General features: G+C 62.6%; 29 protein-coding genes. 11 read left to right on the top strand and 18 right to left on the bottom strand.

Annotated elements, in window-relative coordinates; translation table 11 throughout:
- Nucleotides 1–16: 16 nt before the first annotated feature.
- From V0U79_RS03635 to V0U79_RS03615, 5 genes are all read right to left on the bottom strand, one after another.
- Nucleotides 17–1,249 (bottom strand): ABC transporter permease, encoded by a 1,233-nt coding sequence (locus tag V0U79_RS03635; protein ID WP_330198109.1) that lies wholly within the window; start codon nucleotides 1,247–1,249, stop codon nucleotides 17–19.
- The gene (locus tag V0U79_RS03630) at nucleotides 1,246–1,929 is read right to left on the bottom strand and encodes an ABC transporter ATP-binding protein (protein WP_330198108.1); all 684 of its coding nucleotides are present in this window, start codon (nucleotides 1,927–1,929) and stop codon (nucleotides 1,246–1,248) included. Before V0U79_RS03630 ends, V0U79_RS03635 begins: the two co-directional genes overlap by 4 nt.
- A complete protein-coding gene (locus V0U79_RS03625) occupies nucleotides 1,929–3,398 on the bottom strand; it encodes an efflux RND transporter periplasmic adaptor subunit (protein WP_330198107.1) in 1,470 nt (489 codons plus the stop codon). The genes V0U79_RS03630 and V0U79_RS03625 overlap by 1 nt, the downstream gene beginning before the upstream one ends.
- Nucleotides 3,399–3,619: 221 nt before the next feature.
- Complete coding sequence (locus tag V0U79_RS03620; RefSeq protein WP_330198106.1) at nucleotides 3,620–5,119, bottom strand: glycosyltransferase; 1,500 nt, start codon at nucleotides 5,117–5,119, stop codon at nucleotides 3,620–3,622.
- 115 nt (nucleotides 5,120–5,234) lie between these two features.
- A complete protein-coding gene (locus tag V0U79_RS03615; protein WP_330198105.1) occupies nucleotides 5,235–5,720 on the bottom strand; it encodes a SixA phosphatase family protein in 486 nt (161 codons plus the stop codon).
- Between the two features lie 197 nt (nucleotides 5,721–5,917).
- Here V0U79_RS03615 and V0U79_RS03610 point away from each other — a divergent pair, with 197 nt between their 5' ends.
- From V0U79_RS03610 to V0U79_RS03600, 3 genes are read left to right on the top strand one after another with little or no spacing between them, the layout of a single operon-like run.
- Complete coding sequence (locus V0U79_RS03610) at nucleotides 5,918–6,157, top strand: hypothetical protein (protein ID WP_330198104.1); 240 nt, start codon at nucleotides 5,918–5,920, stop codon at nucleotides 6,155–6,157.
- A gap of 9 nt (nucleotides 6,158–6,166) precedes the next feature.
- The gene (locus V0U79_RS03605; RefSeq protein WP_330198103.1) at nucleotides 6,167–6,601 is read left to right on the top strand and encodes a hypothetical protein; all 435 of its coding nucleotides are present in this window, start codon (nucleotides 6,167–6,169) and stop codon (nucleotides 6,599–6,601) included.
- The gene (locus tag V0U79_RS03600; RefSeq protein ID WP_330198102.1) at nucleotides 6,598–6,792 is read left to right on the top strand and encodes a helix-turn-helix transcriptional regulator; all 195 of its coding nucleotides are present in this window, start codon (nucleotides 6,598–6,600) and stop codon (nucleotides 6,790–6,792) included. The genes V0U79_RS03605 and V0U79_RS03600 overlap by 4 nt, the downstream gene beginning before the upstream one ends.
- Here the strand turns inward: V0U79_RS03600 and V0U79_RS03595 are convergent.
- Genes V0U79_RS03595 through V0U79_RS03580 form a run of 4 tightly spaced genes read right to left on the bottom strand, consistent with a single transcriptional unit; the run spans nucleotide 6,789 to nucleotide 10,392 of the window.
- Nucleotides 6,789–7,892: an ABC transporter permease gene (locus tag V0U79_RS03595; RefSeq protein WP_330198101.1), complete on the bottom strand. Its 1,104-nt coding sequence runs from the start codon at nucleotides 7,890–7,892 to the stop codon at nucleotides 6,789–6,791. The genes V0U79_RS03600 and V0U79_RS03595 overlap by 4 nt on opposite strands.
- Complete coding sequence (locus tag V0U79_RS03590) at nucleotides 7,889–8,812, bottom strand: ABC transporter ATP-binding protein (RefSeq protein WP_330198100.1); 924 nt, start codon at nucleotides 8,810–8,812, stop codon at nucleotides 7,889–7,891. The genes V0U79_RS03595 and V0U79_RS03590 overlap by 4 nt, the downstream gene beginning before the upstream one ends.
- Nucleotides 8,813–8,816: 4 nt before the next feature.
- Nucleotides 8,817–9,752, bottom strand: a complete 936-nt coding sequence (locus V0U79_RS03585; RefSeq protein WP_330198099.1) for an HlyD family secretion protein — start codon at nucleotides 9,750–9,752, stop codon at nucleotides 8,817–8,819.
- A complete protein-coding gene (locus V0U79_RS03580; protein ID WP_330198098.1) occupies nucleotides 9,742–10,392 on the bottom strand; it encodes a TetR/AcrR family transcriptional regulator in 651 nt (216 codons plus the stop codon). The genes V0U79_RS03585 and V0U79_RS03580 overlap by 11 nt, the downstream gene beginning before the upstream one ends.
- Before the next feature lie 427 nt (nucleotides 10,393–10,819).
- Here V0U79_RS03580 and V0U79_RS03575 point away from each other — a divergent pair, with 427 nt between their 5' ends.
- The 4 genes from V0U79_RS03575 to V0U79_RS03560 all read left to right on the top strand — a co-directional run bounded on the left by V0U79_RS03575 (nucleotide 10,820) and on the right by V0U79_RS03560 (nucleotide 13,674).
- The gene (locus V0U79_RS03575; protein ID WP_330198097.1) at nucleotides 10,820–11,266 is read left to right on the top strand and encodes an ABA4-like family protein; all 447 of its coding nucleotides are present in this window, start codon (nucleotides 10,820–10,822) and stop codon (nucleotides 11,264–11,266) included.
- A gap of 82 nt (nucleotides 11,267–11,348) precedes the next feature.
- Nucleotides 11,349–12,932 (top strand): lysine--tRNA ligase, encoded by a 1,584-nt coding sequence (locus tag V0U79_RS03570; protein WP_330198096.1) that lies wholly within the window; start codon nucleotides 11,349–11,351, stop codon nucleotides 12,930–12,932.
- A gap of 100 nt (nucleotides 12,933–13,032) precedes the next feature.
- Nucleotides 13,033–13,449: a hypothetical protein gene (locus tag V0U79_RS03565; protein ID WP_330198095.1), complete on the top strand. Its 417-nt coding sequence runs from the start codon at nucleotides 13,033–13,035 to the stop codon at nucleotides 13,447–13,449.
- A gap of 3 nt (nucleotides 13,450–13,452) precedes the next feature.
- On the top strand, nucleotides 13,453–13,674 hold the full coding sequence (locus V0U79_RS03560) for a helix-turn-helix transcriptional regulator (RefSeq protein ID WP_330198094.1): 222 nt from the start codon (nucleotides 13,453–13,455) through the stop codon (nucleotides 13,672–13,674).
- Here V0U79_RS03560 and V0U79_RS03555 read toward each other — a convergent pair whose 3' ends face one another.
- Nucleotides 13,675–14,034, bottom strand: coding sequence for a PRC-barrel domain-containing protein (locus tag V0U79_RS03555; protein ID WP_330198093.1), 360 nt, complete (start codon nucleotides 14,032–14,034; stop codon nucleotides 13,675–13,677).
- A gap of 178 nt (nucleotides 14,035–14,212) precedes the next feature.
- A complete protein-coding gene (locus tag V0U79_RS03550) occupies nucleotides 14,213–14,839 on the bottom strand; it encodes a S24 family peptidase (RefSeq protein ID WP_330198092.1) in 627 nt (208 codons plus the stop codon).
- 121 nt (nucleotides 14,840–14,960) lie between these two features.
- Between V0U79_RS03550 and V0U79_RS03545 the strand changes: the two genes are divergently transcribed.
- On the top strand, nucleotides 14,961–15,311 hold the full coding sequence (locus V0U79_RS03545; protein ID WP_330198091.1) for a DUF952 domain-containing protein: 351 nt from the start codon (nucleotides 14,961–14,963) through the stop codon (nucleotides 15,309–15,311).
- Nucleotides 15,308–16,348 carry a quinone-dependent dihydroorotate dehydrogenase gene (locus V0U79_RS03540; protein ID WP_330198090.1) on the top strand — a complete coding sequence of 347 codons (1,041 nt, stop codon included), beginning with the start codon at nucleotides 15,308–15,310 and terminating at the stop codon, nucleotides 16,346–16,348. The genes V0U79_RS03545 and V0U79_RS03540 overlap by 4 nt, the downstream gene beginning before the upstream one ends.
- Before the next feature lie 144 nt (nucleotides 16,349–16,492).
- Here the strand turns inward: V0U79_RS03540 and V0U79_RS03535 are convergent, their stop codons facing one another.
- The gene (locus tag V0U79_RS03535; RefSeq protein WP_330198089.1) at nucleotides 16,493–17,821 is read right to left on the bottom strand and encodes an MATE family efflux transporter; all 1,329 of its coding nucleotides are present in this window, start codon (nucleotides 17,819–17,821) and stop codon (nucleotides 16,493–16,495) included.
- Between the two features lie 438 nt (nucleotides 17,822–18,259).
- On the opposite strand from V0U79_RS03535, the gene ahr reads away from it, so the two are divergent.
- Both ahr and V0U79_RS03525 read left to right on the top strand, forming a co-directional pair.
- Entirely contained in the window at nucleotides 18,260–19,279 is a 1,020-nt protein-coding gene (gene ahr, locus V0U79_RS03530) for an NADPH-dependent aldehyde reductase Ahr (RefSeq protein WP_330198088.1), read from the top strand.
- Between the two features lie 2 nt (nucleotides 19,280–19,281).
- The gene (locus V0U79_RS03525; RefSeq protein ID WP_330198087.1) at nucleotides 19,282–20,187 is read left to right on the top strand and encodes a histone deacetylase family protein; all 906 of its coding nucleotides are present in this window, start codon (nucleotides 19,282–19,284) and stop codon (nucleotides 20,185–20,187) included.
- On the opposite strand, the gene V0U79_RS03520 is transcribed toward V0U79_RS03525, so the two are convergent.
- The 6 genes from V0U79_RS03520 to V0U79_RS03495 form a co-directional block, all read right to left on the bottom strand.
- Complete coding sequence (locus tag V0U79_RS03520) at nucleotides 20,184–20,324, bottom strand: DUF2256 domain-containing protein (RefSeq protein ID WP_330198086.1); 141 nt, start codon at nucleotides 20,322–20,324, stop codon at nucleotides 20,184–20,186. The genes V0U79_RS03525 and V0U79_RS03520 overlap by 4 nt on opposite strands.
- The gene (locus tag V0U79_RS03515; protein WP_330198085.1) at nucleotides 20,299–20,664 is read right to left on the bottom strand and encodes a thiol-disulfide oxidoreductase DCC family protein; all 366 of its coding nucleotides are present in this window, start codon (nucleotides 20,662–20,664) and stop codon (nucleotides 20,299–20,301) included. The genes V0U79_RS03520 and V0U79_RS03515 overlap by 26 nt, the downstream gene beginning before the upstream one ends.
- 261 nt (nucleotides 20,665–20,925) lie before the next feature.
- Nucleotides 20,926–21,342, bottom strand: coding sequence for a PaaI family thioesterase (locus V0U79_RS03510; protein ID WP_330198084.1), 417 nt, complete (start codon nucleotides 21,340–21,342; stop codon nucleotides 20,926–20,928).
- A complete protein-coding gene (locus tag V0U79_RS03505) occupies nucleotides 21,335–21,829 on the bottom strand; it encodes a PaaI family thioesterase (protein ID WP_330198083.1) in 495 nt (164 codons plus the stop codon). The genes V0U79_RS03510 and V0U79_RS03505 overlap by 8 nt, the downstream gene beginning before the upstream one ends.
- A 51-nt stretch (nucleotides 21,830–21,880) precedes the next feature.
- Complete coding sequence (locus tag V0U79_RS03500; protein ID WP_330198082.1) at nucleotides 21,881–22,705, bottom strand: response regulator; 825 nt, start codon at nucleotides 22,703–22,705, stop codon at nucleotides 21,881–21,883.
- Nucleotides 22,706–22,768: 63 nt separating this feature from the next.
- Nucleotides 22,769–23,104 (bottom strand): DUF6460 domain-containing protein, encoded by a 336-nt coding sequence (locus V0U79_RS03495; protein WP_330198081.1) that lies wholly within the window; start codon nucleotides 23,102–23,104, stop codon nucleotides 22,769–22,771.
- Nucleotides 23,105–23,121: the final 17 nt, after the last annotated feature.

Below are 23,121 nucleotides of genomic sequence, written 5' to 3'. Positions count from 1 at the left end.
TCACCTCCTGTGACCGTTACTCGAAGCGCAGTGCCTCGATAGGGTCCAGCCTTGATGCCCGATGTGCGGGATAAAATCCAAAGAAAACGCCCACGAAAGCCGATGCGCCGATGGCAATCAGCGCCACTGTGGGCTGGATCTGGACGGGAAATTCATCCAGCGAATCTATGTAGGCGGCCGCCCCGACGCCGATCGCCAGACCGATCAGACCGCCGGTAAAACAGAGCATGACGCTCTCGATCAGGAACTGGTTGCGAATGTCGGCACGTTTGGCACCGACGGCCAATCGCAGGCCGATTTCCCGCGTGCGCTCTGTTGTTGAAACCAGCATGATATTCATGATGCCGATCCCGCCGACCAGCAGCGAGATGGCGGCCGCGGCGGCCAGTAGAAGACCAAGCTGGTTTTCCGTCTCGTTTCTGGCGCGGATGAATTCACCCAGATTGCGGACATTGAAGTCATCCTCTGCGCCGGGCTGGATATCACGCCGGATCCGCATCAGATCCTCGATGTCGGCGGTGACGATGTCCGGGTTCGCTGTAGGCGAGACTTCGGCATAAACCGAGAAAACCGGATCGCGGACACCGAGCTGATATCCCAGTATGCGGTCCCGGGCCGTGGTGACCGGAACAAGGACAACATCATCCTGGTCAGAGCCCCAGCTGGACTGGCCTTTTTCGCTCATCACGCCAATCACTTCCATCGGTGTGGAGCCGAGGCGCACAGTCTGTCCGATCGGATCGGAAGCGCCAAACAATTCCTCGACCACGGTCTGGCCCAGCACCACGACGCGGGCACCGGAATTGACCTCTTCCGGGTAGAAGGGACGGCCCTCTGCCGGGAACCAGTCGCGGGTCTCGAAATAGGCGGCATGCACGCCCTGGACACGGGTCGTCCAGTTCTCCCCCTCAACCACAATGGCGGTATTGCCACTGATCTCACCGGAAGCGCCCAGCACGCCATCGATTTCGGTGGCAATGGCATTGACGTCCTCGTCGTTTAGGAAAGTGGCTGTACCGGCCCCGCCATGGCGCCCACCAAAGGCGCTTGAGCCTGGCCGGATGATCAGGAGATTGGCACCGAATGACGCAATCTGTTCCTCGACTGCGGCCTTGGCGCCTTCGGTGACGGAGACCATGACGATTACGGCCGAGACACCGATGATAACGCCCAGCATGGCGAGGGCGGTCCGCAGCGCGTTGACGCGCAAGGCGACCAGTGCAACCCGGATGGCAGCCAGAAGGTTCATGACCTGTCCTCCACTATTTCGCCGTCACGGAAGACGATCTGCCGCTTGGCGTGTTCGGCGACTTCCGCCTCGTGAGTGACGAGGATAATCGTCATCCCCTCGCGGTTCAGCTGGTCGAAGATATCAAGGATTTCCTCGGAGGTCTGCGAATCGAGCGCGCCCGTGGGTTCGTCAGCCAGCAGGATGGCCGGGTCATTGACCAGAGCGCGCGCGATCGCGACGCGCTGTTGCTGTCCGCCAGAGAGTTGTGAGGGCTGGTGATCCATGCGTTCGCCCAGACCGACCTGTTTCAGGCGGGCTTCGGCGCGGGCCTTGCGCTCGGCGGCCTCGATCCCGGCATAAATCAGCGGCAGGCCGGCATTCTCGACAGCGCTGGTCCGCGGCAGGAGGTTGAATTGCTGGAAGACGAAACCAACGCGCCGGCCTCGGAAAGCGGCCAGCTGGTCAGGCTTCATATTATCGAGGCGCTCGCCGTCGATCTCCAGTGTGCCGGACGTCGGACGGTCGAGTGCGCCAATCATGTTCATGAATGTCGATTTGCCCGAACCCGACGGTCCCATGATGGCGACATAATCGCCTTCCGCGATATCGGTCGAGACGCCTTGCAGGGCGTGGACCTCATTATCCCCCATCCTGTAAACGCGGGTGAGATCGCGGCAGCGGATCAACGGTGCTGCCATTATTCCACCATTCGGGCGCGGGTAATGACGGCTTCGCCTTCCTCCAGCTGTCCGGCGACCACTTCGGTGTTGCGGCTGTCACCGACACCCACCCGAAGGCGGCGCTCTTCCAGCATGCCATCTTCGGCCTCGACCCAGACACTGGCGGTGCGGGTCTCTGCATTTTCGGCCTGGATCTGACGGAAGCGGTCCATCTGTTCGGGGGTGAGCACGTCGCGCATCGCATTGGCAAAGAGCTGGTTCATGGCGGCGCGGTCAGGCGGGCTGCCGCCGGCCTGCATCTGGCTCTGCATTTGCGAGAAAGCGGCACGGACAGCTTGCTGGGCCTCTTCGCGCTGGGCCTCGGTCATGTCCAGCTGCTCGGCGAGACGGTCCATCATGCCGCCACCGCGCCCACCGCCAGCGCCGCGTCCACCACCGCGCTGACCCTGTTCAGTTACCTCGGCCGGGCGGGCAAGGGCTTCCAGAGCGCCCGAAGGCCGAAAACGAAGCGCGCCATTGGGTACGGTCAGAACGCCGGTCCGCTCGCCCGTCACGATGTCGATATTGGCGGTCATGCCCGGCAAAAGACGTTGGCCCGGATTTTCCGCGGTGACCACGACAGTATAGGTCACGACATTGGCCTCGTTGGTCGCGGCCAGGCGCACCTGGTCGACACGGCCTTCATAGTCGCGGCCCGGAAAGGCATCGACATTGAACGTCGCCAGCTGTCCTTCGCGGATCTGGCCGATATCGCTCTCATCCACCTGGGCATCGATCTGGATGACCGACAGGTCCTGGGCGATAGTGAAGAGGACGGGTGCGGAAAGGCTGGCGGCGACGGTCTGTCCGATATCGACCGCGCGATTGATGACGACGCCATCGATCGGCGAGCGGATGACGGTGCGTTCCAGATCAATGCGGGCACCGGCCAGCGTCGCTTCACGTTGCTGCAGCGTGGCGCGGGCGTTCTGGATCTGGGCGATGGCGACAGCGCGCTCCGAGCGGGCCGATTCCAGAGCGGCCTCTGCGGCTTCATAGGCGGCCGCCGAAGCAATGCCGCGCTCGTGCAGATTTTCGACCCGCTCGAATTCTTCCTCGGCGACGCGAAGGTTGGCGTTGACGCGCTGCAGGCCGGCCTGTTGCAGCGAGACCTGGGCCTCGGCGGTCGAGACAGCGGCTTCGGCTTCCCTTACACGGGTCTCGAAGGTCTGCGGGTCGATCCGCGCGATGACCTGACCTTCTTCCACGGGCGAATTGAAATCGACATTCAGCTCGGCCACCTGTCCGGAGAGCTGGGAACCGACCTCTACTGTTACGCGGGCGCGCACGGAGCCGGTGGCGGCGACGGAGCGGCGGATGTCTGCCAGCGCCGCCGGTTCGGTTTCGATGGTCAGCTCGCCCACAGGCGCACTGCGGCCGAACATGAACCAGCCTGCGGCTACGAGAAGGATTGCGGCGGCAATTCCGCCCCACCACCATTTGTTCATCAAGGTCTGCCCCGATCTGTGAACGGTTAACGCCGTTCAGCCCCTGTCCCCGTCGTATTTGACGCAGTTGGCGGTGAGTTCAAGTGAATTAGCATTCTGCGGCTAGATGCCGAAGCGGTCCCGGAAGCGCCCTCCGGTCTCGATCCCGACAAAGGACAAAAGATGAGCGACCAGCAAAAGGTTCCAGAAACCCAGCGTGATCGCCAGAAATGTCCAGGGAATCAGGCGCGGACCTTTGGCCGGATCCGGCTCGTGGCGGGTCTGCCATGCGCAGAAGGCAAAGGCGGCAAGGGAGACGACCTGCAGGATGAGGGTGAGGGTGAGGGACATTCGGTCTCCGGGGCCCGGGAAAAGCCGTGTTCGGTCTTGGCCCAGAAATAGGGGTTTGTGCGCAATTCCGCCATGGCCTTGAACGCTGCCGCGGTCTGGAGAGGCCAATAAAGGGGCATACGCAGGATATCAATCAGGCGGGTTCGCATTCCGGCGCGTCGGATCGCGATCCCTGCACACAGCATGTTTGCCGCATAACCACACAAAAGAAGGCCCGCCGCCGGAGCATGAAAGTCGGCAATACCGGTCAGGGGCAAAAGGGCGGCCAGTAATAGCAGTGGCAAATGCAACATGGCGGAAAGGCAGGCGGCCCCGATGGTCAGCATGAGTGACAGATGCGCTTTGACCGGAAGCCGGGCAGGACTGCGCCAGTGAACCGCCAGGGTTTGCAGGAAGCCTTTCAGCCAGCGCGAGCGTTGCTTCACCCATGGCGCCAGCGTTTCGGGGGCTTCTTCGAGCGTCTGCGGAGCAATGACCTCGCTGCGATACCCCATCCGCGCGAGGCGGAAGCCCAGATCTGCGTCCTCTGTGACATTATAGGCGTCCCAGCCGCCGGCGGCTTCAAGCGCCGATCGGCGGAAATGATTGCTGGTTCCACCCAGGGGTAAAGGCATGCCCCATCTGGTCAGCAGCGGCAGGATGGCCTGGAATTGAACGGCATATTCCAGCGCGAATTGCCGGGTCAGCCAGGATTTGCGGTCATTATACCAGTTAAGCGGCGCCTGGACGCAGGCGAGACGCTCGTCGCCAGCGGCGAGGGCTTCGGCGGCCGCCCGCAGCTGCGCGGGGTGAGGCACGTCCTCGGCATCATAGACGCTGATAATATCGCCACGGGCAAAGCGAAGCGCATAATTCAGGGCACGCGGCTTGGTCTGCGGCACGCCCGGCGGAACGATGACCAGTTCAAACCGGCTGTCGAAGGCCAGTTGCCGGGCCGTTCTGATGGTACCGGCGTCGCCTTCCTCGAGAATGATCTTGATGTCGAGACGGGCCGGCGGGTAGTCGATCGCGCCCAGCGCCCGCATCAGCTGATCGAGAATGGCGGTTTCACGAAACACCGGTGCCAGCAGGGTGATCACCGGCAGGTCGGCGTCGTCGAGCCGGCGCGACGGAGCAAGGCGCGGTGGAAGGATGACAGCCGCCAGCCGGAACAGGATCAGCAAGGTGAAAAACAGGGCTGCGGCGATCTGGACACTGGCCCAAACGATGGCCGGCCAGATCAGGCCGGTGGCAACAAGCATGAAGCCGGCCAACAGGATCAGTTTCTTCTGGCTTACCGTCAGGCCGGCGCGAGCGGACGCTTCCGGGGACTGCCGGAACAGGCCATTGGCGGCGTGATCGGCAAAGCTGTCAGCCAGCCTGTGCGGGACCAGCCGCTCAACCGCGCGCATGACCCTCCGGGTCTCCTGACCCGCGGCAAAACCATGACCGTCCACCGCCCACCCCCGATGCTGACGAAATGCAACTATAGCGTTTATTTCAGCAGCAGGCGAGTCTGGCCGGTGATCAGGCCTTGGGATTGACGATCAGGTCCAGCGTGACGGTGTCCAGATTGGCATCCGGCACACTGAAAGCGGCAGCGGCCGAAGTCGGATATCCATCCGGCATGTCCTGCAGCCGGCCTGCGCGCTCGGCGAGATTTTGGGCCAGCACACCAATGCCGGGATTGTGTCCGACCAGCAGGATGGATGTGGCGCGGTCCAGTGCGTCCAACAGAGCCCGGAGCAGCATGTCGGGTGAGGCGTGATAGAGCGCCATCGGATCCTCGAAGCCCGGATTACCGATCATTTCGCGCATGGCGATATAGGTCTGCAGCGTCCGCTGGGCGGGTGAGACCAGCGCCAGGTCGGCGCCAATGCCGGCAGCCTGAAGCTGGCGCGCTGTCTCGGCGGCGTCCTCACGCCCGCGCGGCGTCAGCCCGCGCTCGAAATCATCATCGGCATCGTAACGGTCAACGGCCTTGGCATGGCGGACGAGGATCAGGCGCGGCATCCGGTTTCCTTCTGACAGATGACCGGATTTTGCCCGCAGCTTGCCCAAAAGGCCACTTTCCAATGCGGTTTTCCACGGTTCCGGAAATTATGTTAAGGACGCTTGACGTAAAGGAAGCTTTGCAATACACATGTCAAGGTAACTTAACAAACTGGGCGCGAAACAACGCCCTGAACTTCCCCGGAATGGAAACCGAAATGACAAAGTTAATCCGCCAATTGGGGCTTGCCATGTCTGTGCTTTTCTTCGTTGCCGCATGGGCGGGCGTTATCATTACCTATTTTTCGACTGACTCGATCGCGGCCTTTACGGTTGCGGTTACTGTCGCGGCCCTGGCGACAGAAATCCTGGTCTGGGCGCTGGCGATCATTGGCGGCTGGACCCTGTTCGCGAACCGGCGGAAACTCTGGGACAGGCTTACCGGCGACGCAGGATAGGAGGCAGTCATGGACCTGATGCCCGAAGCCAGTTCGGCCCCGCAGGCTGCAAAACGGCGCTATGTCTGGCGCTCGTTGACCGCCGGCCTGCTCTTTCTGCCGTTCTATCTGGGTTCGCAGATCGCCGAGGATGCCGGCACATCACGGCTGGTCGTACTCGTCATGGGATATGCCGGCATGCTGGCGCTGTTATGGCTGATCTATGAATTCGTTCACCTGATGCGCCAGCTGGACGAGTTGCAACAGCGGATCCATATCACGGCGCTGGCCTGCGGTTTCGGTGCGGTCGCCCTGCTCATCTCCATTGGCGGTATGACGCTGGAATTGTGGAATATCTCGGTTTTGCGCGACGGCGTGCTGGGGTTGTTCGGCACGATGGCTATGCCGTTGGGGATCATTGCCTATTACGTCGCCCTTCACCTTGTGAAACGGCGCTACGAATGAAGAATCTCGTCCGGGAGCTGCGGGGTGAGAAAGGGCTGAGCCAGCAGGCGCTCGGCGATGCGCTGGGTGTGTCGCGCCAGACGATCATCTCGATCGAGAATGGCAAGTATGACCCGTCCCTGCCACTGGCCTTCAAGATCGCCCGGCAGTTCGGGATGCCGATAGAAGAGATTTTTGACGACGAGGCCTAATCCAGCGTCCGGCGGTAGCGGGTCAGCGCCAGTGTGGCGATCACCGCAAAGATAACCGCCAGCGGCCAGAGATCGGTCAGGACTTCGGCTGTATCGGCGCCTTTCAGCATGATGGCCCGCACGGCGCGGATGAAATGCGTGGCCGGGATCGCCTCGCCGATCGTCCTGGCCCAGGCCGGCATGCCCGAAAACGGGAACATGAAGCCCGACAGAAGGATAGAGGGCAGGAAGACGAAGAAGGTCATTTGCATGGCCTGCATCTGGGTGCGTGCCAGGGTCGAGAACAGGAAGCCCAGCGACAGATTGACGAGAATGAACAGCGTCACCGCCAGCAGGAAAGCGCGCGGATCGCCCCAGAAGGGGACCCCGAACAGGTATCGCGCCGCCAGCAGCATCAGCGCTACCTGCAGTGCGCCGACCAGCACATAGGGCGCGATCTTGCCGGCCATCACTTCCAGTGGCCGTGTTGGTGTGGCGAGCAGGGTTTCCAGCGTGCCGCGTTCGGCTTCCTTGGTGATCGCCATCGAGGTCATCATCGCCATGGTCATGGTCAGGATGATGCCCAGAAGACCGGGCACGATATTCATCGCCGTCTCGCCGGACGGATTATAGCGGCGATGGATGACGGCGTTGGCCGCTGGCGGGCCGGCCCCCTGTTCCGCCAGGGCCCGCGCCACGATCTGGGGAAAGGCCCCGGCGCCGGCGCCTGCGGCCACCGGATCGGACGCGTCCACATCCAGCAGAATGTCAGGCTGTTCGCCGCGCATCAGATCGCGTTCGAAATCGGGCGGTATGACGAGAATGAAAATCGTCTCGTTGGTGCGCATGGCGGCATCTGCCTCGCCCGGTCCGATCGTGCCCTGAATGTCGAAATACTCGGAATTTTCCATCGTCTCGATGATGGCGCGCACGGCCGGTCCGTCATCGCCGAGCTCGATCAGGGTGGGCAGATGACGCGGATCGGTATTGATCGCATAGCCAAAGAGCAAAAGCTGGACGAGCGGGATGCCGACCATCATCGCGAAAGTCAGCCGGTCGCGCCGCATCTGGATGAATTCCTTCATCAGGACAGCGAGGATGCGGGAGAGCGAGGCCATCATGAGAAATTGTCCTCCGCCCCGCTCATCAGATAGATGAAAGCCTCTTCCAGCCCGGTCCTGGCCTTTGACACCGTGATGCCGTCGCGATCGGCGAAGGGTTCAACGGCGCGGCGCAGCTTGTCCTCATCCTTGCCGGAAACATGCATGGCCGAGCCGAAACGGGCGATCTGGTCCACCCCGTCCGCGCCTTCCAGCGCGTCCTGGATGGGTTGCAGCCCCTTGCCTTCAATGCGCCAGGTATGCAGGCCGACCTGATCGGCAATCTCGCCGGAAGGCGCATCGATCAGCTTTCGGCCATAGGCGATATAGGCGATGAAATCGCACTGCACGGCCTCGTCCATATAGTGGGTCGAGACCAGCACGGTGACGCCCTGGCGGGCGAGCTTGCGGATGCGGTCCCAGAAATCGCGCCTTGCCTTGGGATCGACGCCGGCGGTCGGTTCATCCAGCAAAAGGAGGCCGGGCGCGTGCAATGAGGCTGCGGCGAGTGCCAGCCTCTGCTTCCAGCCGCCTGACAGCGTATCGGCCAGCTGTTTCGCGCGCGGGGCGAGATTGTATTCTTCCAGCGCTCCCTCGACCTTCCGTTTCACATCGGGCAGGGCGTGCAGGCGGGCCATGAAGTCGAGATTTTCGCGGACAGTCAGATCGCCATAGAGCGAGAATTTCTGGGTCATGTAGCCGACACGCGACTTGATCGCCCGGGCCTCGGTGCGGATGTCGAGGCCCAGAGCCTCACCGCCGCCCGCATCCGGCTTCAACAGGCCACACATCATGCGGATCGTGGTGGTCTTGCCCGAGCCGTTCGGCCCGAGAAAGCCGTAGATCGCGCCCTTGGGTACTTCCATGGAAAACCCGTCGACGACGGTCTTGTCGCCGAAGCGCTTGGTCAATCCCTCGACCCGGATGGCGGCCTCGCTCACCGCTCTATTCCGGGCGGAAGGTCAAAGGCGTGCCGGCGGGCGGGACCGCACCGTTGAATCCGGCTTCCGCGCGGAAGACCAGGCGCTCGCGCTGGTCCTCGGAATAGATGACCGGCGGGGTGAAGGATGGCTGGGGGTCGATGCGCGTCAGCGTAACAGACAGCCCGTCCGCACAGGATGTGCAATCAGCCGACAGCGTATCGCCCGGCGCCCAGTCACCGATTTCGGCTTCCGGGATAAAGATCACGGCATGCAGGGCGCCATCGGGTAGTAACCGGAAGACCGGTTGGCCGGGTCCTGCCAGTTCGCCCTCATACCGGATCTGGCGCTCGATGAGGCCGGCAGCAGGTGCATGGACAGCGAAGCGCTCCAGATAGACTTCCAGCCGGTCCTCCTCGGCCTGGGCCGCGGCGATCTCGGCGGTCAGCGCGCGCAACTGGTTCTCTCGCGCGGGCAGGGAGGCCAGCGTCACGCGTTGGCGCATTTCCGCAACCCGCGCATTGGCAGCACTCGCGGCGGCCTCGGCTTCATCGAGCCGGGCGCGTGGCACAATGCCCTGGGCAAAAAGCTCGCGCTGGCGGTCGAGATTTTCGGTCGCTTCGCGCTGGGAGGCCCGGGCGGCGGCCAGCTGGTCGCGGGCGGCTTCGACTTCCGGCTCACGCCCGCCGGCGGCGGCATCATCAAAACGCGCCGTGGCCGCTTCCAGCCGGGCGCGTGCGGCGGCCAGTTGCTCGGCATCGACCGAGGAATCCAGTTCAAACAGGATATCGCCCGCATCGATATATTGGCCCTCGGTGACGGCAATCGTCTCGATCTGTCCGGCAACCTGTGGCGCGATCAGGCGGTAATCGCCCTCGGCATATCCCAGATAATGCGGGTCTGGTGTTTCACCGCAGGCGGCGATCAGCAGGGGCAGGAGGAGAACCGCTCTACGCATCATTCGCGCTCCGGGTCTTGAGACCATTGAGAACAATATCGGCAATCGCATCGGCCAGTTCGGACGGGTCGGGTTCGGGATCATCCTCCAGCCGAAAGACAGTGGACAGCATCATCTGGGCGACCGCCGGGCCGATGAAGGTGAGAAGGGCGGCCTCGCTGGGGATGTCGCGGAAGCGGCCGCTTTTCCGGCCCTCCTCCACCAGATGGCGCATCGCCATGCGGCCGACCTCGATCACCCGCTTGCGGTAGAATTGCGCCAGTTCGGGGAACTGGCCGGCCTCGGCCAGCACCAGACGCGGTGCGGCCGATATGTCGGGGTCGGCCAGCGCGATCAGCGCCATTTTCAAAATGGCGCGATATGTGGCTTCCGGGTCCTGTTCTGCGCCCATCATGGACAGGGTGGAAGCGGCATTGACGATACGCCCGGCGGATTGCTCTACCAGCGCTTTCAGCATCGCCTCCTTGCTATCGAAATAGAGATAGACGGCGCCCTTGGAGAGGCCGGCGCGTTTGGCGATGTCCTCCACCCGGGCGGTGGCAAAGCCGTTCTCGGTAAAGATTTCCAGGGCGGCGGAGAGGATTTCGTCAGGCCGGTCTTCCGGGCGGCGCCGGGCAGGGCGGGACTTGATGGAGGTGTTCATGCCCCGCTTATAACTGACCGGTCAGTCAGTTGCAATGAAGCGTGGCAGGGAAGAGGGAGAGGGGGAGCGGGGTAGTGGAGGAGAGAGGGACGTAAGGCGGGGCGAAATCGAGCTCTAAAATTTCACCTCATCCTGAGGTGCCCACGCAGTGGGCCTCGAAGGACCCGGTCCAGCGTGCTGCGTGGTTCGAGGCCCGGCCATGCCGGGCACCTCACCATGAGGTGGATGTTATTTCGCTGGACTGATCGAATTCTCGTCATCGCAGGCAGGCGATAGCCTGATCCGGGACCCATTCCGGACTGTCGCCGTCACGGCATGGGTTCCGGGTTCGCGCTTGTGGCGCGCCCCGGAATGACGCGCGTGGAAATCAACAGAGTGGCAACGCGCCCACATCCCGCTAGCATCGCCCGGAAAACCGGAGGCTGCCATGTACGAGCATTATTACACCGCCCTGCACATTCTCATCGCGCCGGCGTGGGCTTTGCTGGCCGTGGCGCCCGGCTGGGTCTGGACGCGGCGCATCGTGCATGCGGCCTTCTATCCGCTGATCCTGGCGGCGATCTATCTTGCTTTTCTTTCCGCTGGCATCTTATTCGGCCAGTCCGATCCGGAGGCGGGCATGTCCTCGCTGGCGGCGGTGATGGCGCTGTTCTCGCATCCGGTCGGCGTGCTGACCGGCTGGACGCATTATCTGGTCTTCGACCTCTTTGTCGGCGCGTGGATTGCGCGCGATGCGCTGCGCGTCGGCCTCAACAAATGGATCGTCCTGCCAGCGCTGTTCTTCACGCTGATGTTCGGCCCGATCGGGCTGGCGATCTATCTCCTGACTCGCAAGTTTTCCGGCAAGGGCGGCTGGTCGCTGGTGGAGGGGTGAGGTCCTCCCACCATTGACGAAAGGCCAAGCGGGGCCTAGTTGCCGGGGCCCATATCCCTGCAATCACAGAAAGCCTGATCCCATGTCCCTTTCCGCCGCTGCCGCCAACGCCAAAGCCTGGCCGTTCGAGCTCGCGCGGGAATTGCTGAAACGCGTGGAAAAGACGGGCAAGGACGAGGTGATTTTCGAGACGGGTTATGGCCCGTCCGGCCTGCCGCACATGGGGACCTTCGGCGAGGTGGCCCGCACCTCCATGGTGCGCCATGCCTTCCGCGTGCTGACGGATGACAAGATCAAAACCCGCCTGATCTGCTTTTCCGACGACATGGACGGCATGCGCAAGGTGCCCACCAACGTTCCGCAACAGGAAATGCTGCAGCAATATCTGCAAAAGCCGCTGACCGATGTGCCCGACCCGTTCGGCACGCATGACGGCTTTGCCCAGCACAATAATGCGCGCCTGCGCGCCTTCCTCGACGGGTTCGGCTTCGAATACGAATTCCTGTCGGCGACCGAGCAATACCGCTCCGGCGCGTTCGATGAGATGCTTCTGCGCGCGTTGGAAAAATACGACGACATCATGAAGGTGATGCTGCCGACGCTGGGGGCGGAGCGGCAGGCGACCTATTCGCCTTTCCTGCCGATCTCGCCGAAGACCGGCCATGTGCTTTACGTACCGATGAAGGCCACCAACCCGTCCGACGGCACGATCACCTTCACCGACGAGGACGGCGAGGACGTCACCCTGCCGGTCACGGGCGGCAATGTGAAACTTCAATGGAAGCCGGATTTCGGCATGCGCTGGGCCGCGCTGGGCGTTGATTTCGAGATGTTCGGCAAGGACCACCAGACCAATGCGCCGATCTATTCGCGCATCTGCCGCATCCTCGGCGTCGAGCCGCCGGTGCAGTTCGTCTACGAGCTGTTCCTGGACGAGCAGGGCGAGAAGATATCCAAGTCCAAGGGCAATGGATTGTCGGTCGAGGAATGGCTGCGCTATGGCACGCAGGAGAGCCTGTCGCTCTATAATTTCACCAAGCCGCGCACGGCCAAGCGTCTCTATTTCGATGTCATTCCCAAGGCGGTGGACGAGTATTACCAGCATCTCGCCGCCTATCAGGGTCAGGACGAGGCCAAGCGGCTGGAAAACCCGGTCTGGCATATCCATGACGGCAATCCGCCCGACCATGGAACGCCGGTCAGCTTTGCCATGCTGCTCAACCTCGCCTCGGTGGCGGGCGCGCATGACAAGGCGACGCTGTGGGGTTTCATCACCAAGTATGCGCCGGAAGCGACGCCGGAATCCGATCCGGTCCTCGATGGTCTGGCCGAGCGCGCCGTGGCCTATTACGAGGATTTCGTGGCGCCGGAGAAAGTCTATCGCGAAGCCTCCGAGCTGGAGCGCGCGGCAATGCTGGACCTGGTCGAACGGCTGAAGGCGCTGGGCGCCGACGAGAAGGATCCGGAAACGATCCAGAACGAGGTCTATGCCGCTGGCAAGGAACAGCCTTTCGAGAACCTCCGCGACTGGTTCAAGGGCCTCTATGAAGTTCTGCTGGGTCAGTCACAGGGCCCGCGCTTTGGCGGCTTCGTGGCGATCTACGGCATCCCGGAAACCATCGCCCTGATCGAGCAGGGCCTGGCCGGAGAATTGGTAAAATCCTGACGCACTTCTGACCTATGTCAGAAAAATTTGACATCACGTCAGCGAGGCCTTACATCCCGTCATGTCAAAAATAACTAACACTAGGTCGATGAGGTTTGACATGAGTTTTCAGGAGAAAAGTACGTGGGTGCTGCTGGCGGCGATGCTGGCCGTCTATGGCTGGTATGCCAGCGCCACCTTCGGCGGACTGGCCGAAAGCGGGGTGCCGGAAACAGCGGACAATATGCGGCTGATCGGGACGGTCGGGCTGATGATCGTGATCAGCATTGTGGCGCATATCGCCATTGCCATCGTCACGCGCTCGGAGGACGAGAGCGATGAGCGTGACCGGTTGATCGATCTGCGCGGGGATCAGCGCGGCGGCTTCATCATGGCGCTGGGCTTGCTGGGGACGCTGACGCTGGCGCTGACCGGTGGTTCGCTGTTCTGGATTGCCCATGCGGCGCTGGGCGGGCTGGTCGCCGGAGAGCTGGTGAAGTCCATCTCCAAGCTGATCGATTGCCGGCGGGGGGTGTAAGCCATGGGCAAACCCACCCGCATTACCAATCGCCTGCGCGAGCTGCGCTTTCATTCGCAGGAATTGACCCAGGCGGAGCTGGCCAGGCGGGTCGGTGTGACCCGCCAGACCATCATTGCCATCGAGCAGGGAAAATATTCCCCGTCGCTGGAAGTCGCCTTCCAGATCGCGAATGTGTTCAGGGTGCCACTGGAAGAGGTCTTCCAGTACCCGAAAGAGGCCTGATCAGGCGGCGGCCGGCCGGTATTCGCCGAAATGCTGGTTCAGCATACGGCGCAGGCGCGGATCGGCATCGTTGACGGCATCGCGGGTCGGAAAGGCCGGTGCGGCGCGCAGCGTCTCGATCGGCACGTTCAGCACGCAACGGTCATAGGCCGGATCCAGCGTCAGCGCTTCCCAGGGAACCGCATAGAGGCTTTCACCCAGCTCGCTGGCTTCATCCAGCCGGATGACGGCATGCATGACGCGGCCCGTGGTGACGCCAACGACGACATCATCGAGATGGCCCAGCTTGCGGCCGGACGGGCTGACAACACAAATGCCATGAAGGGCGGTGGCGGAGGAGATTCGGGGGAGGATAGACATGGCCGGACTCCTTTCTAAGAGTGGCAGATCAACCTTGCGCGCCGGGGCGTTCTGATTTGCTCCCTTACGCAAGCCTCTTACGCCGCTGATTCGGCGACTTTTCAGTGACATGACCATGTCGAGAATGTGACGAAACGGCCAATGTCATTAACCATTACGTAACACCACATCTAGTGGATCACTGGCTCGCCCATACAATTCTTGCGATCCAGGATATTTCGGACGCGTCCAGCCGCCGGTCCGGGTAATCCGGGTTGAGCGAAGCCAGTTCGAGGCCGCCCTCGGTAAAGCGGGCCAGCTCCTTGGCCATGACCTCGCCGTCAATCGTGCGGACGACGACGCGATCGCCCTTGCGCGGCAATTCGCCGGGAGCGATGACGACTCGGTCACCATCGCGGAAGACCGGCAGCATGGAATCGCCGGAAATCTCCAGGGCATAGGCGTGGGCGTCCTCGACGCCGGGAAAGACCACGTCCTCCCAGCCTTCGCCGACAGGATAGCCGGCATCGTCGAAGAAGCCGTCATTGCCCGCCTGGGCAAAGCCGATCAGTGGGACAGAGCGGGTCTGCGCGGCGCCGCTGGCCAGCACGGCAAAGTCCTCGAAGTCGACCCTCACTGCCGCCAGCGCCTTGGCAATGCTCTCGGTCGAGGGCCAGCGCGGACGGCTGCCATCCGCGCTCATCCGCTTTGAGGCGTTGAACGTTGTCGGATCCAGCCCGGCCCGGCGCGCCAGGCCGGATGTGGTCAGCCCGGCCCGGGCGGCAAGGCGGTCCACGCCTTTCCAGATTTGATTATGGGTGAGCATGGTGTTTATTCCGCTCAAGCTGAGTCGATCCTTACTACAGGAATATATTCCTTGACCACAACCACAAATAGAGTATCAGCCGGAAAATATTCCGCAAGCGCTCCGAAGGGAGGGGCGGGCAATGAGTGAACCGATCTACAAGCTGGTCGATCCGCGGGTCTGGGCGGAGGCGATGAGCGCGGGCGTTTTCAAAGGGGCGGGTGTCGATCTGGAAGATGGCTACATCCATTTCTCCACCGCCGAACAATTGCCGGGAACGCTTGAGAAATGGTTTGCCGATTTCGACCGGCTGGCCCTGATCGAGGTGGATACCCGCCATTTCGGCGACGAGCTGGTCTGGGAGAAGGCGAGGGGCGGTGATCTCTTCCCGCATCTCTATGACGAATTGCCGATGATCGCAGTGCGCACAGTGCGCCTGTTGCGCAAGGGCGATGAGGGCGGCTGGCTGTTGCCGGACGATCTGTCCTCATGAGTGAGTTCGGCAAGCTCGGCACCCGTTTACTGCACGCCCTGCCGCCGGAGGCGGCCCACCAGGCCAGTCTGAAAGCGCTAAAGGCCGGGCTGGTGCCGGCCCCGCATATCGTGCCGGACCCTATCCTGCAGACGTCCCTCGCCGGTATCGAATTACCCAATCCTGTCGGGCTGGCGGCCGGCTATGACAAGAATGGTGAAGTGATCGACGCGTTGTTGAAGCTGGGCTTCGGTTTTGTTGAATGCGGTGCGGTGACGCCGCGCCCTCAGGCCGGAAATCCCAAGCCGCGCGTGTTCCGTCTGACGCCGGATCGCGCGGTCATCAACCGGATGGGCTTCAACAATGCCGGTCTGGTGGCCCTGAAGGAACGCCTGTCGGCCCGGATCGGCCGCCCCGGCGTGGTCGGTGTCAATCTGGGTGCCAACAAGGATTCGGAGGACCGGACCGAGGATTATGTCACCTCGCTGCGGGCGCTGGACGGGCTGGCGGATTTCTTCACCGTCAATATTTCCTCACCCAACACGCCGGGTCTGCGTGCCCTGCAGTCAAAAGCGGCACTGGATGATCTGTTGAAGCGGGTGATGGCGGCCAAAGGCGCTGCGCCGGTCTTCCTGAAGGTCGCACCGGACCTGGAAGACGCGGACCTGGCCGATATCGCCGCCAGTGTCGTCGAGAATGAAATCGATGCGCTGATCGTCTCGAACACGACGATTGCGCGGCCGGACACGCTGGCCAGTGCGGACCGGGCCGAAACGGGCGGCCTGTCGGGGCGGCCCTTGTTTGAACGTTCGACGGCCTTGCTCAAGGCGTTTGCGAAATCCCTCGGCGGAAAGACGCCGCTGGTCGGCGTTGGCGGGATCGAGGATGCGGACACCGCCTATGCCAAGATCCGCGCGGGCGCTTCTGCCGTGCAGCTTTATTCCGCCCTCGTTTATGAAGGCCCCGGCCTGGTTGCCCGCATCAATCGCGGCCTCGCCGATCGGCTGAAAGCGGACGGGTATTCCAGTGTTGGTGAGGCTGTGGGGGCTGACGTCTAAGGTGGGTCCTTCGAGGCTCCCCCGGATCACCCGCTTTCGCGGGTGCAAGCTAGTCCGGGGTCGCACCTCAGGATGAGGTGAGTTTTGAAGCTTCATCTTACCTCATGGTGAGGTGCTGATCGTAGATCAGCCTCGGCCCGTGCATTATCCCGCCAACCTTCTCTCCAACGCCGGATATTGCACAGCCAGCGTTGCCGCGCGGGCAATGTAATAGATCAGAAAAGCGGCCCAGACGCCGTGATTGGCAAAGGCGGGGGCCAGGAAATAGTCGGCAATCAGATAGATCAGCACGGCTCCGATGGCGGCGTTGCGCAACATGGCGCCGCGCGTCGCACCGATGAAGATACCGTCGAAGATCCACGCCATGGCGCCCATCAAAGGCACGGCGGCACACCAGGGCAGGTAGCGGATGGCCTCTCGCCGCGCGTCCTCGTCCCCGAGCACCAGCGCCAGCAGATCATCACCGAAGGCGAGCAGAAGGACAGCGAAACTCGCCCCGGTTACCAGCGCCTGTTCGGCGGTCAGGATCAGCGCCCGGCGCAATCTCTTCACCGATTTCTGACCCACGGCGCGGCCGGATTCGGTTTCCGAGATATAGGCGAAGGCATCCAGCACGAAGGCGGTGACAGTGATCACCTGCAACAGGACATGGTTGCCGGCCAGCACGGCCGCGCCCTGCCGGGCCCCGGCATTGGCAAACCAGGTAAAGCCGATCAGCATCGCGAAGGTACGGATCATCAGATTGGCGTTGACGTCGATCATCTTCCGGAGTGCCGCGGCATCAAGCAGGCGGGCGCGGTCGAAAATATCGGCACACCAGCCGCCGCGCCTGGGGATGACGCGCAGGATGAAGACAATGCCGAGGAGCAGCCCCGACCATTCGGCGATGGCGGTGGCCGCGCCGACGCCGCCCGCGGCATAGCCCAGCCCCAGCACGAACCATAGATCGAGGACGATATTCACCAGGCTGATCAGCCCGTGGATCATCAGGGTTTCGGTCGAGCGGCCCAGCCCGATCAGCCAGCCGGTAATGGCAAAGACGCCAAACGCCCCGATCGCGCCCCAGGCGCGGGCGTGAAAATAGTGCGCGCCATTGGCCTCGACCGTCTCTCCGCCCTGCAGGATGGAAAAGCCGATGCCCGAGACCACGCCCTGTAGCGCCATGATCAGGGCGCCGATGGCCACACCCAGCACAAGGGCGCGGATCAGCGAGCGCTGGACCTCGGCTTCATCGCCGGCGCCGTCGGCCTGCGAGGTGAGGCCGGTCGTGCCCATGCGCAGGAAATAGAAGCTCCAGTAAACAGCGCTGAACAGGGCCGCCCCCAGCGCCACCCCGCCCAGATCGGTCTCGTCCCCGGCAATGCCCAGCACGAAGGTGTCGGCCACGCCGGCCAGCGGCACGGCGGCATTGGCAAACACCAGCGGCCAGGCGCGCATCAGCACGTCTTTGCGGGTGAGGGCAACAGGATCCATGACTGCGGTTTAGCGGCAAAGGGGTGGGACGCAATCGCCCGCACCCTATATGCTGTTCACAAAGCATTGCGGGCATTTCCGCTTTTGGAGCTTGAGAGTGTTGCTGGCAATTTTTGAATTTTACGCGAAATCGTCTGGTCTGGGCCGCTTGGTACTGGATTATGTCATTATTCCAGTTTTCGTTTTGGCGTTTTCCTGCATCCTTTCGTTACTGATTTCAAAATTACTCTATGGCAGCTGGGAAATTTTATGGTGGGTTCCCGCATCCATGATGGGGATATTTTACTTGCGTCGGCTCGCCGCGGACATATTCAAAATCTAGATCAATCTCACGTCCGCTACGGTTAGTTCCTTGCGAATTAGATCGGTTGTTGCGACTGGTCCGAGAGAGCGGTGTAGTAACGTCTGAGACAGGAAAGCATTGCGGGGAGTGACACGATGATCCGGGCATGGGCAGCGAAAGAGCAGGGCGGCGCGCTGGAGCGTTATGATTATGATCCGGGGCCGCTACCGGCGGACGAGGTGGAGATTGCGGTCGAGACCTGCGGGCTCTGCCATTCCGACGTGTCCCTGATCGATAATGAGTGGTTCGTCTCGCAATATCCGCTGGTGCCGGGCCATGAAGTGATCGGCCGGGTCAGCGAAGTGGGTGCCCATGTCACCCATCTGAAAATCGGCGACCGGGTGGGTGTTGGCTGGTATGCGCATTCCTGCCTGACCTGCCATACCTGCATGAGCGGTGATCATAATATGTGCTCTGATGCCAAGGGCGTCGCGGCGGCGCATCAGGGGCGCTTTGGCGGATTTGCCGACAAGGTCCGCTCGCAGGCCGCCTGGGCGGTGAAACTGCCCGAGGGCGTGGATGCGGCAAAAGCCGGACCGTTGTTTTGCGGCGGCATCACGGTCTTCAATCCGATCGTCCAGAACAATATCAAGCCGACCGACAAGGTGGGCGTGATCGGTATTGGCGGTCTGGGTCATATGGCGGTGAAATTCCTGCGCGCCTGGGGCTGTGAGGTAACGGCCTTTACCTCCACCGAGGCCAAGGCCGAAGAAGCCCGCGCCATGGGCGCGCATCGTATCGTCAACAGCCGGGACGAAGCTGCGCTGAAAGCCGAGCGGGGCCGCTATGACATGGTGCTCTCCACCGTGAATGTGCCGCTGAAATGGTCGCGTTATATCGCGGCGCTGGCGCCGCGCGGCAAGCTGCACATGGTGGGTGCGGTGATGGACCCGATGCCGGTGGCGGCCGGTATGCTGATGGATAATCAGCGCAGCGTGACGGGATCATCCGTCGGGGCGCCGGCCACCATCGCGACCATGCTGGATTTCTGTGCGCGTCACGACATCACGCCGCAGACCGAGCATCTGCCGATGTCGAAGATCAATGAGGCGATCGCGCGCCTGAAGAAGGGCGATGTCCGCTACCGCTTCGTGCTGGAAGCCGATTTCGACTGACCTTGCTGCCACTGGTCTATCATCCGCTCTATGTTGCGAAGGATGTGCCGCCGACGCACCGCTTTCCCATGGACAAATACCGGGCCACGGCCCAGCAGCTGGTCGATGATGGCGTGGTGGGCTCGCTGGACGATTACCACGCGCCCATCCTCGCCCCGGAAAGCTGGCTGACGCTGGTCCATGATGCCGACTATGTGGCAGGCGTGCTCGGCCAGACGCTGGATGAAGCGACCCAGAGGAAGATCGGCTTCAAGGTCACGAAGTTCATCGAGCACCGCACCCGGCATTCCGTCGCCGGAACGGTGCTGGCTGCGAGGCTGGCGCTGGAGCATGGCGTGGCTGGCAATCTGGCGGGCGGATCGCACCATGCCATGCCCGAAGGCGGGGCGGGGTTCTGCGTTTTCAACGATGTCGGCGTGGCTGGGCGGCTCTTGCTGGATGAAGGCTCGTTGGGAAAAATCCTGATCGTTGATCTGGACGTGCACCAGGGCGATGGGACGGCGAAGATTTTCGCGGATGAGCCCCGCGCCTTCACCTTCTCCCTGCATTGCGAGAAGAACTGGCCGCGCCGAAAGGTGCCGAGCGATCTTGATATCGGGCTGGAGGAAGGGCTGGGAGATGAGGCTTACATGCGCGTCCTCGCCGACACGCTGCCGGACCTGATTGCGCAGGAAAAACCGGACCTCGTTTTTTACAATGCCGGGGTCGATCCGCACCGCGATGACCGGCTGGGCCTGCTGGATCTGTCAGACCGAGGCCTCGCGAAGCGGGAAGCCTTTGTGACCGAGACGGTCAAACGCGCCGCTGTGCCGCTCTGCGTGGTCATGGGCGGTGGCTATTCGCGGGATGTTACGGCACTGGCCAAACGTCATGCGCTGGCGTTTGCGGAGGTGGCGAGGGCGATCTAACGCCGCCCCGCACACCGCTTCGAGCAGTATTTCACCTCGTCCCAGACGCGTTCCCATTTCTTGCGCCAGGTGAAAGGCCGGCCGCAGGTCACGCAGGTTTTCGAGGGAAGATCAGCTTTCGATCTGGCACGCGCCATCGGCACATTTCCGGCGGGGGCGGTAAGGGGCGAGGAAGCGATAGATTTTATCCAGCGGCCATTTGATGAGAGCCGGGCGGGTGAGGGCGGCCAGCCAGCCAAAGCCCGGGCTGCGCTCCCATATGGAAATGAAGGCATCCCAGCCGGTGACCAGCTCGCCATCGGCCTTGCGGACCCAGAGCGCATCGAGTGCGGCCTTGCGGTCGACATCATCCGGGATATCGCCGTTCACATCGTGCAGGACAACACGGCCCTGTCCGCGGCGCTCATAGACTTTCATCTCGTGCACGCAGAAGGGGCAGAGCCCGTCATAATAGGCGATGACTTTATCGGTCTTCATGAGGCGCAAGCTAGGGCGGTGTTCAAGCAAATCCAATGTGACAGGGTGCCTCGCGGCGCCCCGCCGCAGTTCTTGCGTGCTTCGAGGCTTTCCTTGCGGAAAGCACCTCAGCATGAGGTAAGCAGGAACCAGACAAACACCTCATCCTGAGGTGCTCGCGTCAGCGAGCCTCGAAGGAGGGTTCCATATCTCACCCCACCCTGACGGCTGCGCCGTCTTCCCGTCGGATGTCGAAAGCTCCACTGGAGCTTTCTTTGATGCTTACCCCGCCACCGGTTCCGGCTTGATCAGGAAGTGGCCATGCAGCGTTGCGACCGGCGCTTCGCGGCGGCCCTGCCAGGCTTCGACGCGGACATTGGCGACGCGCGAGCCGGAGCGGCCAATCAGGGCGCGGGCATAGACATCCACCGGCCGGGCCGGGCGCAGATAATCCACCGCCACATCAATCGGCTTGGGCAGGCGCACCAGTTTCTGCGAGGCGAGCAGGGCGCCCGAGGCGACCACTTCCATGAAGGCACCCACTGCTCCGCCATGCAGGGCCGGCACCAGCGGGTTGCCAACCAGATGCTCGTCATAGGGCAGAATACCGGTCAGCTCGTCGCCCTTGCGCTCGAAGCGGATGCCGAACTTGGCGACATAGGGCACTTCCAGCAGGGCCTGGATGAGATCGTCACTCATGGGGCATCGTCCCGGTTTCCATGATCTTGCGGGCCTTCTCGGCGGCGGCCTTTGACGGGCGGGTGACCATGAAGGCGGCCGAGGCCATGGCCACCGGATCGCTTTCATCACCATCATGTGCGGTGGCACGGACAAAGGCGATGAGGCCATGGGCGCGGACGCATTCGGCTTCCGCGATGATATCCTTGCCGGGCTCGGCAGGGCGCATGTAGTCGATGCGCAGATCCAGCGTGGCCGGGGTTTCCTTGCCGCCCAGTCCGGAGAACGCCGCGACGCCGCAGGCATGATCGAGCAGGGCGGTCACCACACCGCCGTGCAGGACGCCGGTTTCAGGATCACCGATCAGATCCTCGCGATAGGGTGCGCGCATGGTGGCGCGGCCCGGGCCGAGCCCGTCGAGCGCCAGACCCAGGGCCTGGGCATGCGGCGAGCCATCGACGATCAGTGGCGCCAATCGATCAAGCAGATCCTGAAGGGATTCCGGCATGGAGCCTCCTCTTGGTGAGGCTTCACACATAGGCGGGAAAACGGGGGGAGGCTAGAGCCGGGAGAGGCGCATCTGCACCACTTCTTCCAGGCTCTGGACCACGGCCAGACGCACCGGCGCGCCTTCATCGCGGACATCGTCGAGCTGGACCAGAGCGGCGCGATGCATTTCCACGATCTCGTTCTCGGTCGGGCCGAATTCATCAACCGCCGTCAGATAGCGTTTCAGCGAGGCGGACACGCGGCGGGCATGCTGACAGCCATCGCGGGCAACCTCGACAGCGAGCGCATAGCAGGCATTCCGAGCGGCCTGCAAGGAATCGACGAGGCCATTCTCGACATCGCGCTGACGCTTGAAGGAGGGCTCGATCGGACTGCGCGGTTTGCGGCGGCGATCCGGGCCGGAATAGCGGGTGGCGCGGACGAACTGGCGGGGCAGGGCCGCCGATTGCACGCGCTCGAGAAAATGATTGGTCGAGAGCGGCTTCTTCAGGAATTCGGAAACGCCGGCATCGCGGGCGCGTTCAACATCGGTGCGGGAGGTGAACTGGCTGGTCAGGACGATCGGCACATCCCTGAAGGCCGGATTATCGCTGCTGCGGATCGAACGCACCAGAGACAGGGCTTCGCGATGATTGCTGGCATCGGCACGCCAGTCGGTTACGACCGTGCCGGGCAAATCGGCTTCAATGATGGCGCGAGCCTCGGCGTCGTCGCTGGCGGTGATAATCGTCTGCGCGCCGGCGTTTTTAAGCGCGGCGACAAGGAGACGCCGCATCAGGGCTCCCCGCTCAAGCACGAGAACCGGGCGGTCACGCCACGTGTCACCGGTCGATGACCAGTGAGCAAAACTCTCGATGGCAGCGGCTGCGCCCATACACCCCTCCGAAACGAGCCATACTTAACGGCAAGCTTCGGATTTTTCACGCGATTTCGGTGATTAGGGTGAACGCTTTCCTAACGAGCGGACGATGTGGATGACCAGCCAGATGGGAACGACCAGTACCGCGCCGAGGAAAAGGTAGTCCACGGACCAGCGAACCAGATCCATGGAAATATTGATGAATTCGCTCCAGGCTTCGGCAATCGTACCGAAGAAATCCACCCACAGGCGGCGCGGATCCACCCGGAAGGCAGCGAGCACCAGGCCGACGATGACCGAGATCAGCGCCACCCGGACCAGATCGCCGGGCGTTATCGATAACAGTCGTTGAACCCGGCTCTTCGGCTCGCGCTCGCGCGTCTCGTCTGACGGTGTGTTTCCAGTCTCTGACATACGCTTTCCTTGCCAGC

Source organism: Hyphobacterium lacteum, assembly GCF_036330345.1.
GTDB lineage: Bacteria > Pseudomonadota > Alphaproteobacteria > Caulobacterales > Maricaulaceae > Hyphobacterium > Hyphobacterium lacteum.
The sequence above is the reverse complement of the archived record's forward strand: the minus strand, read 5'-3'. Positions and strand labels throughout refer to the sequence as shown.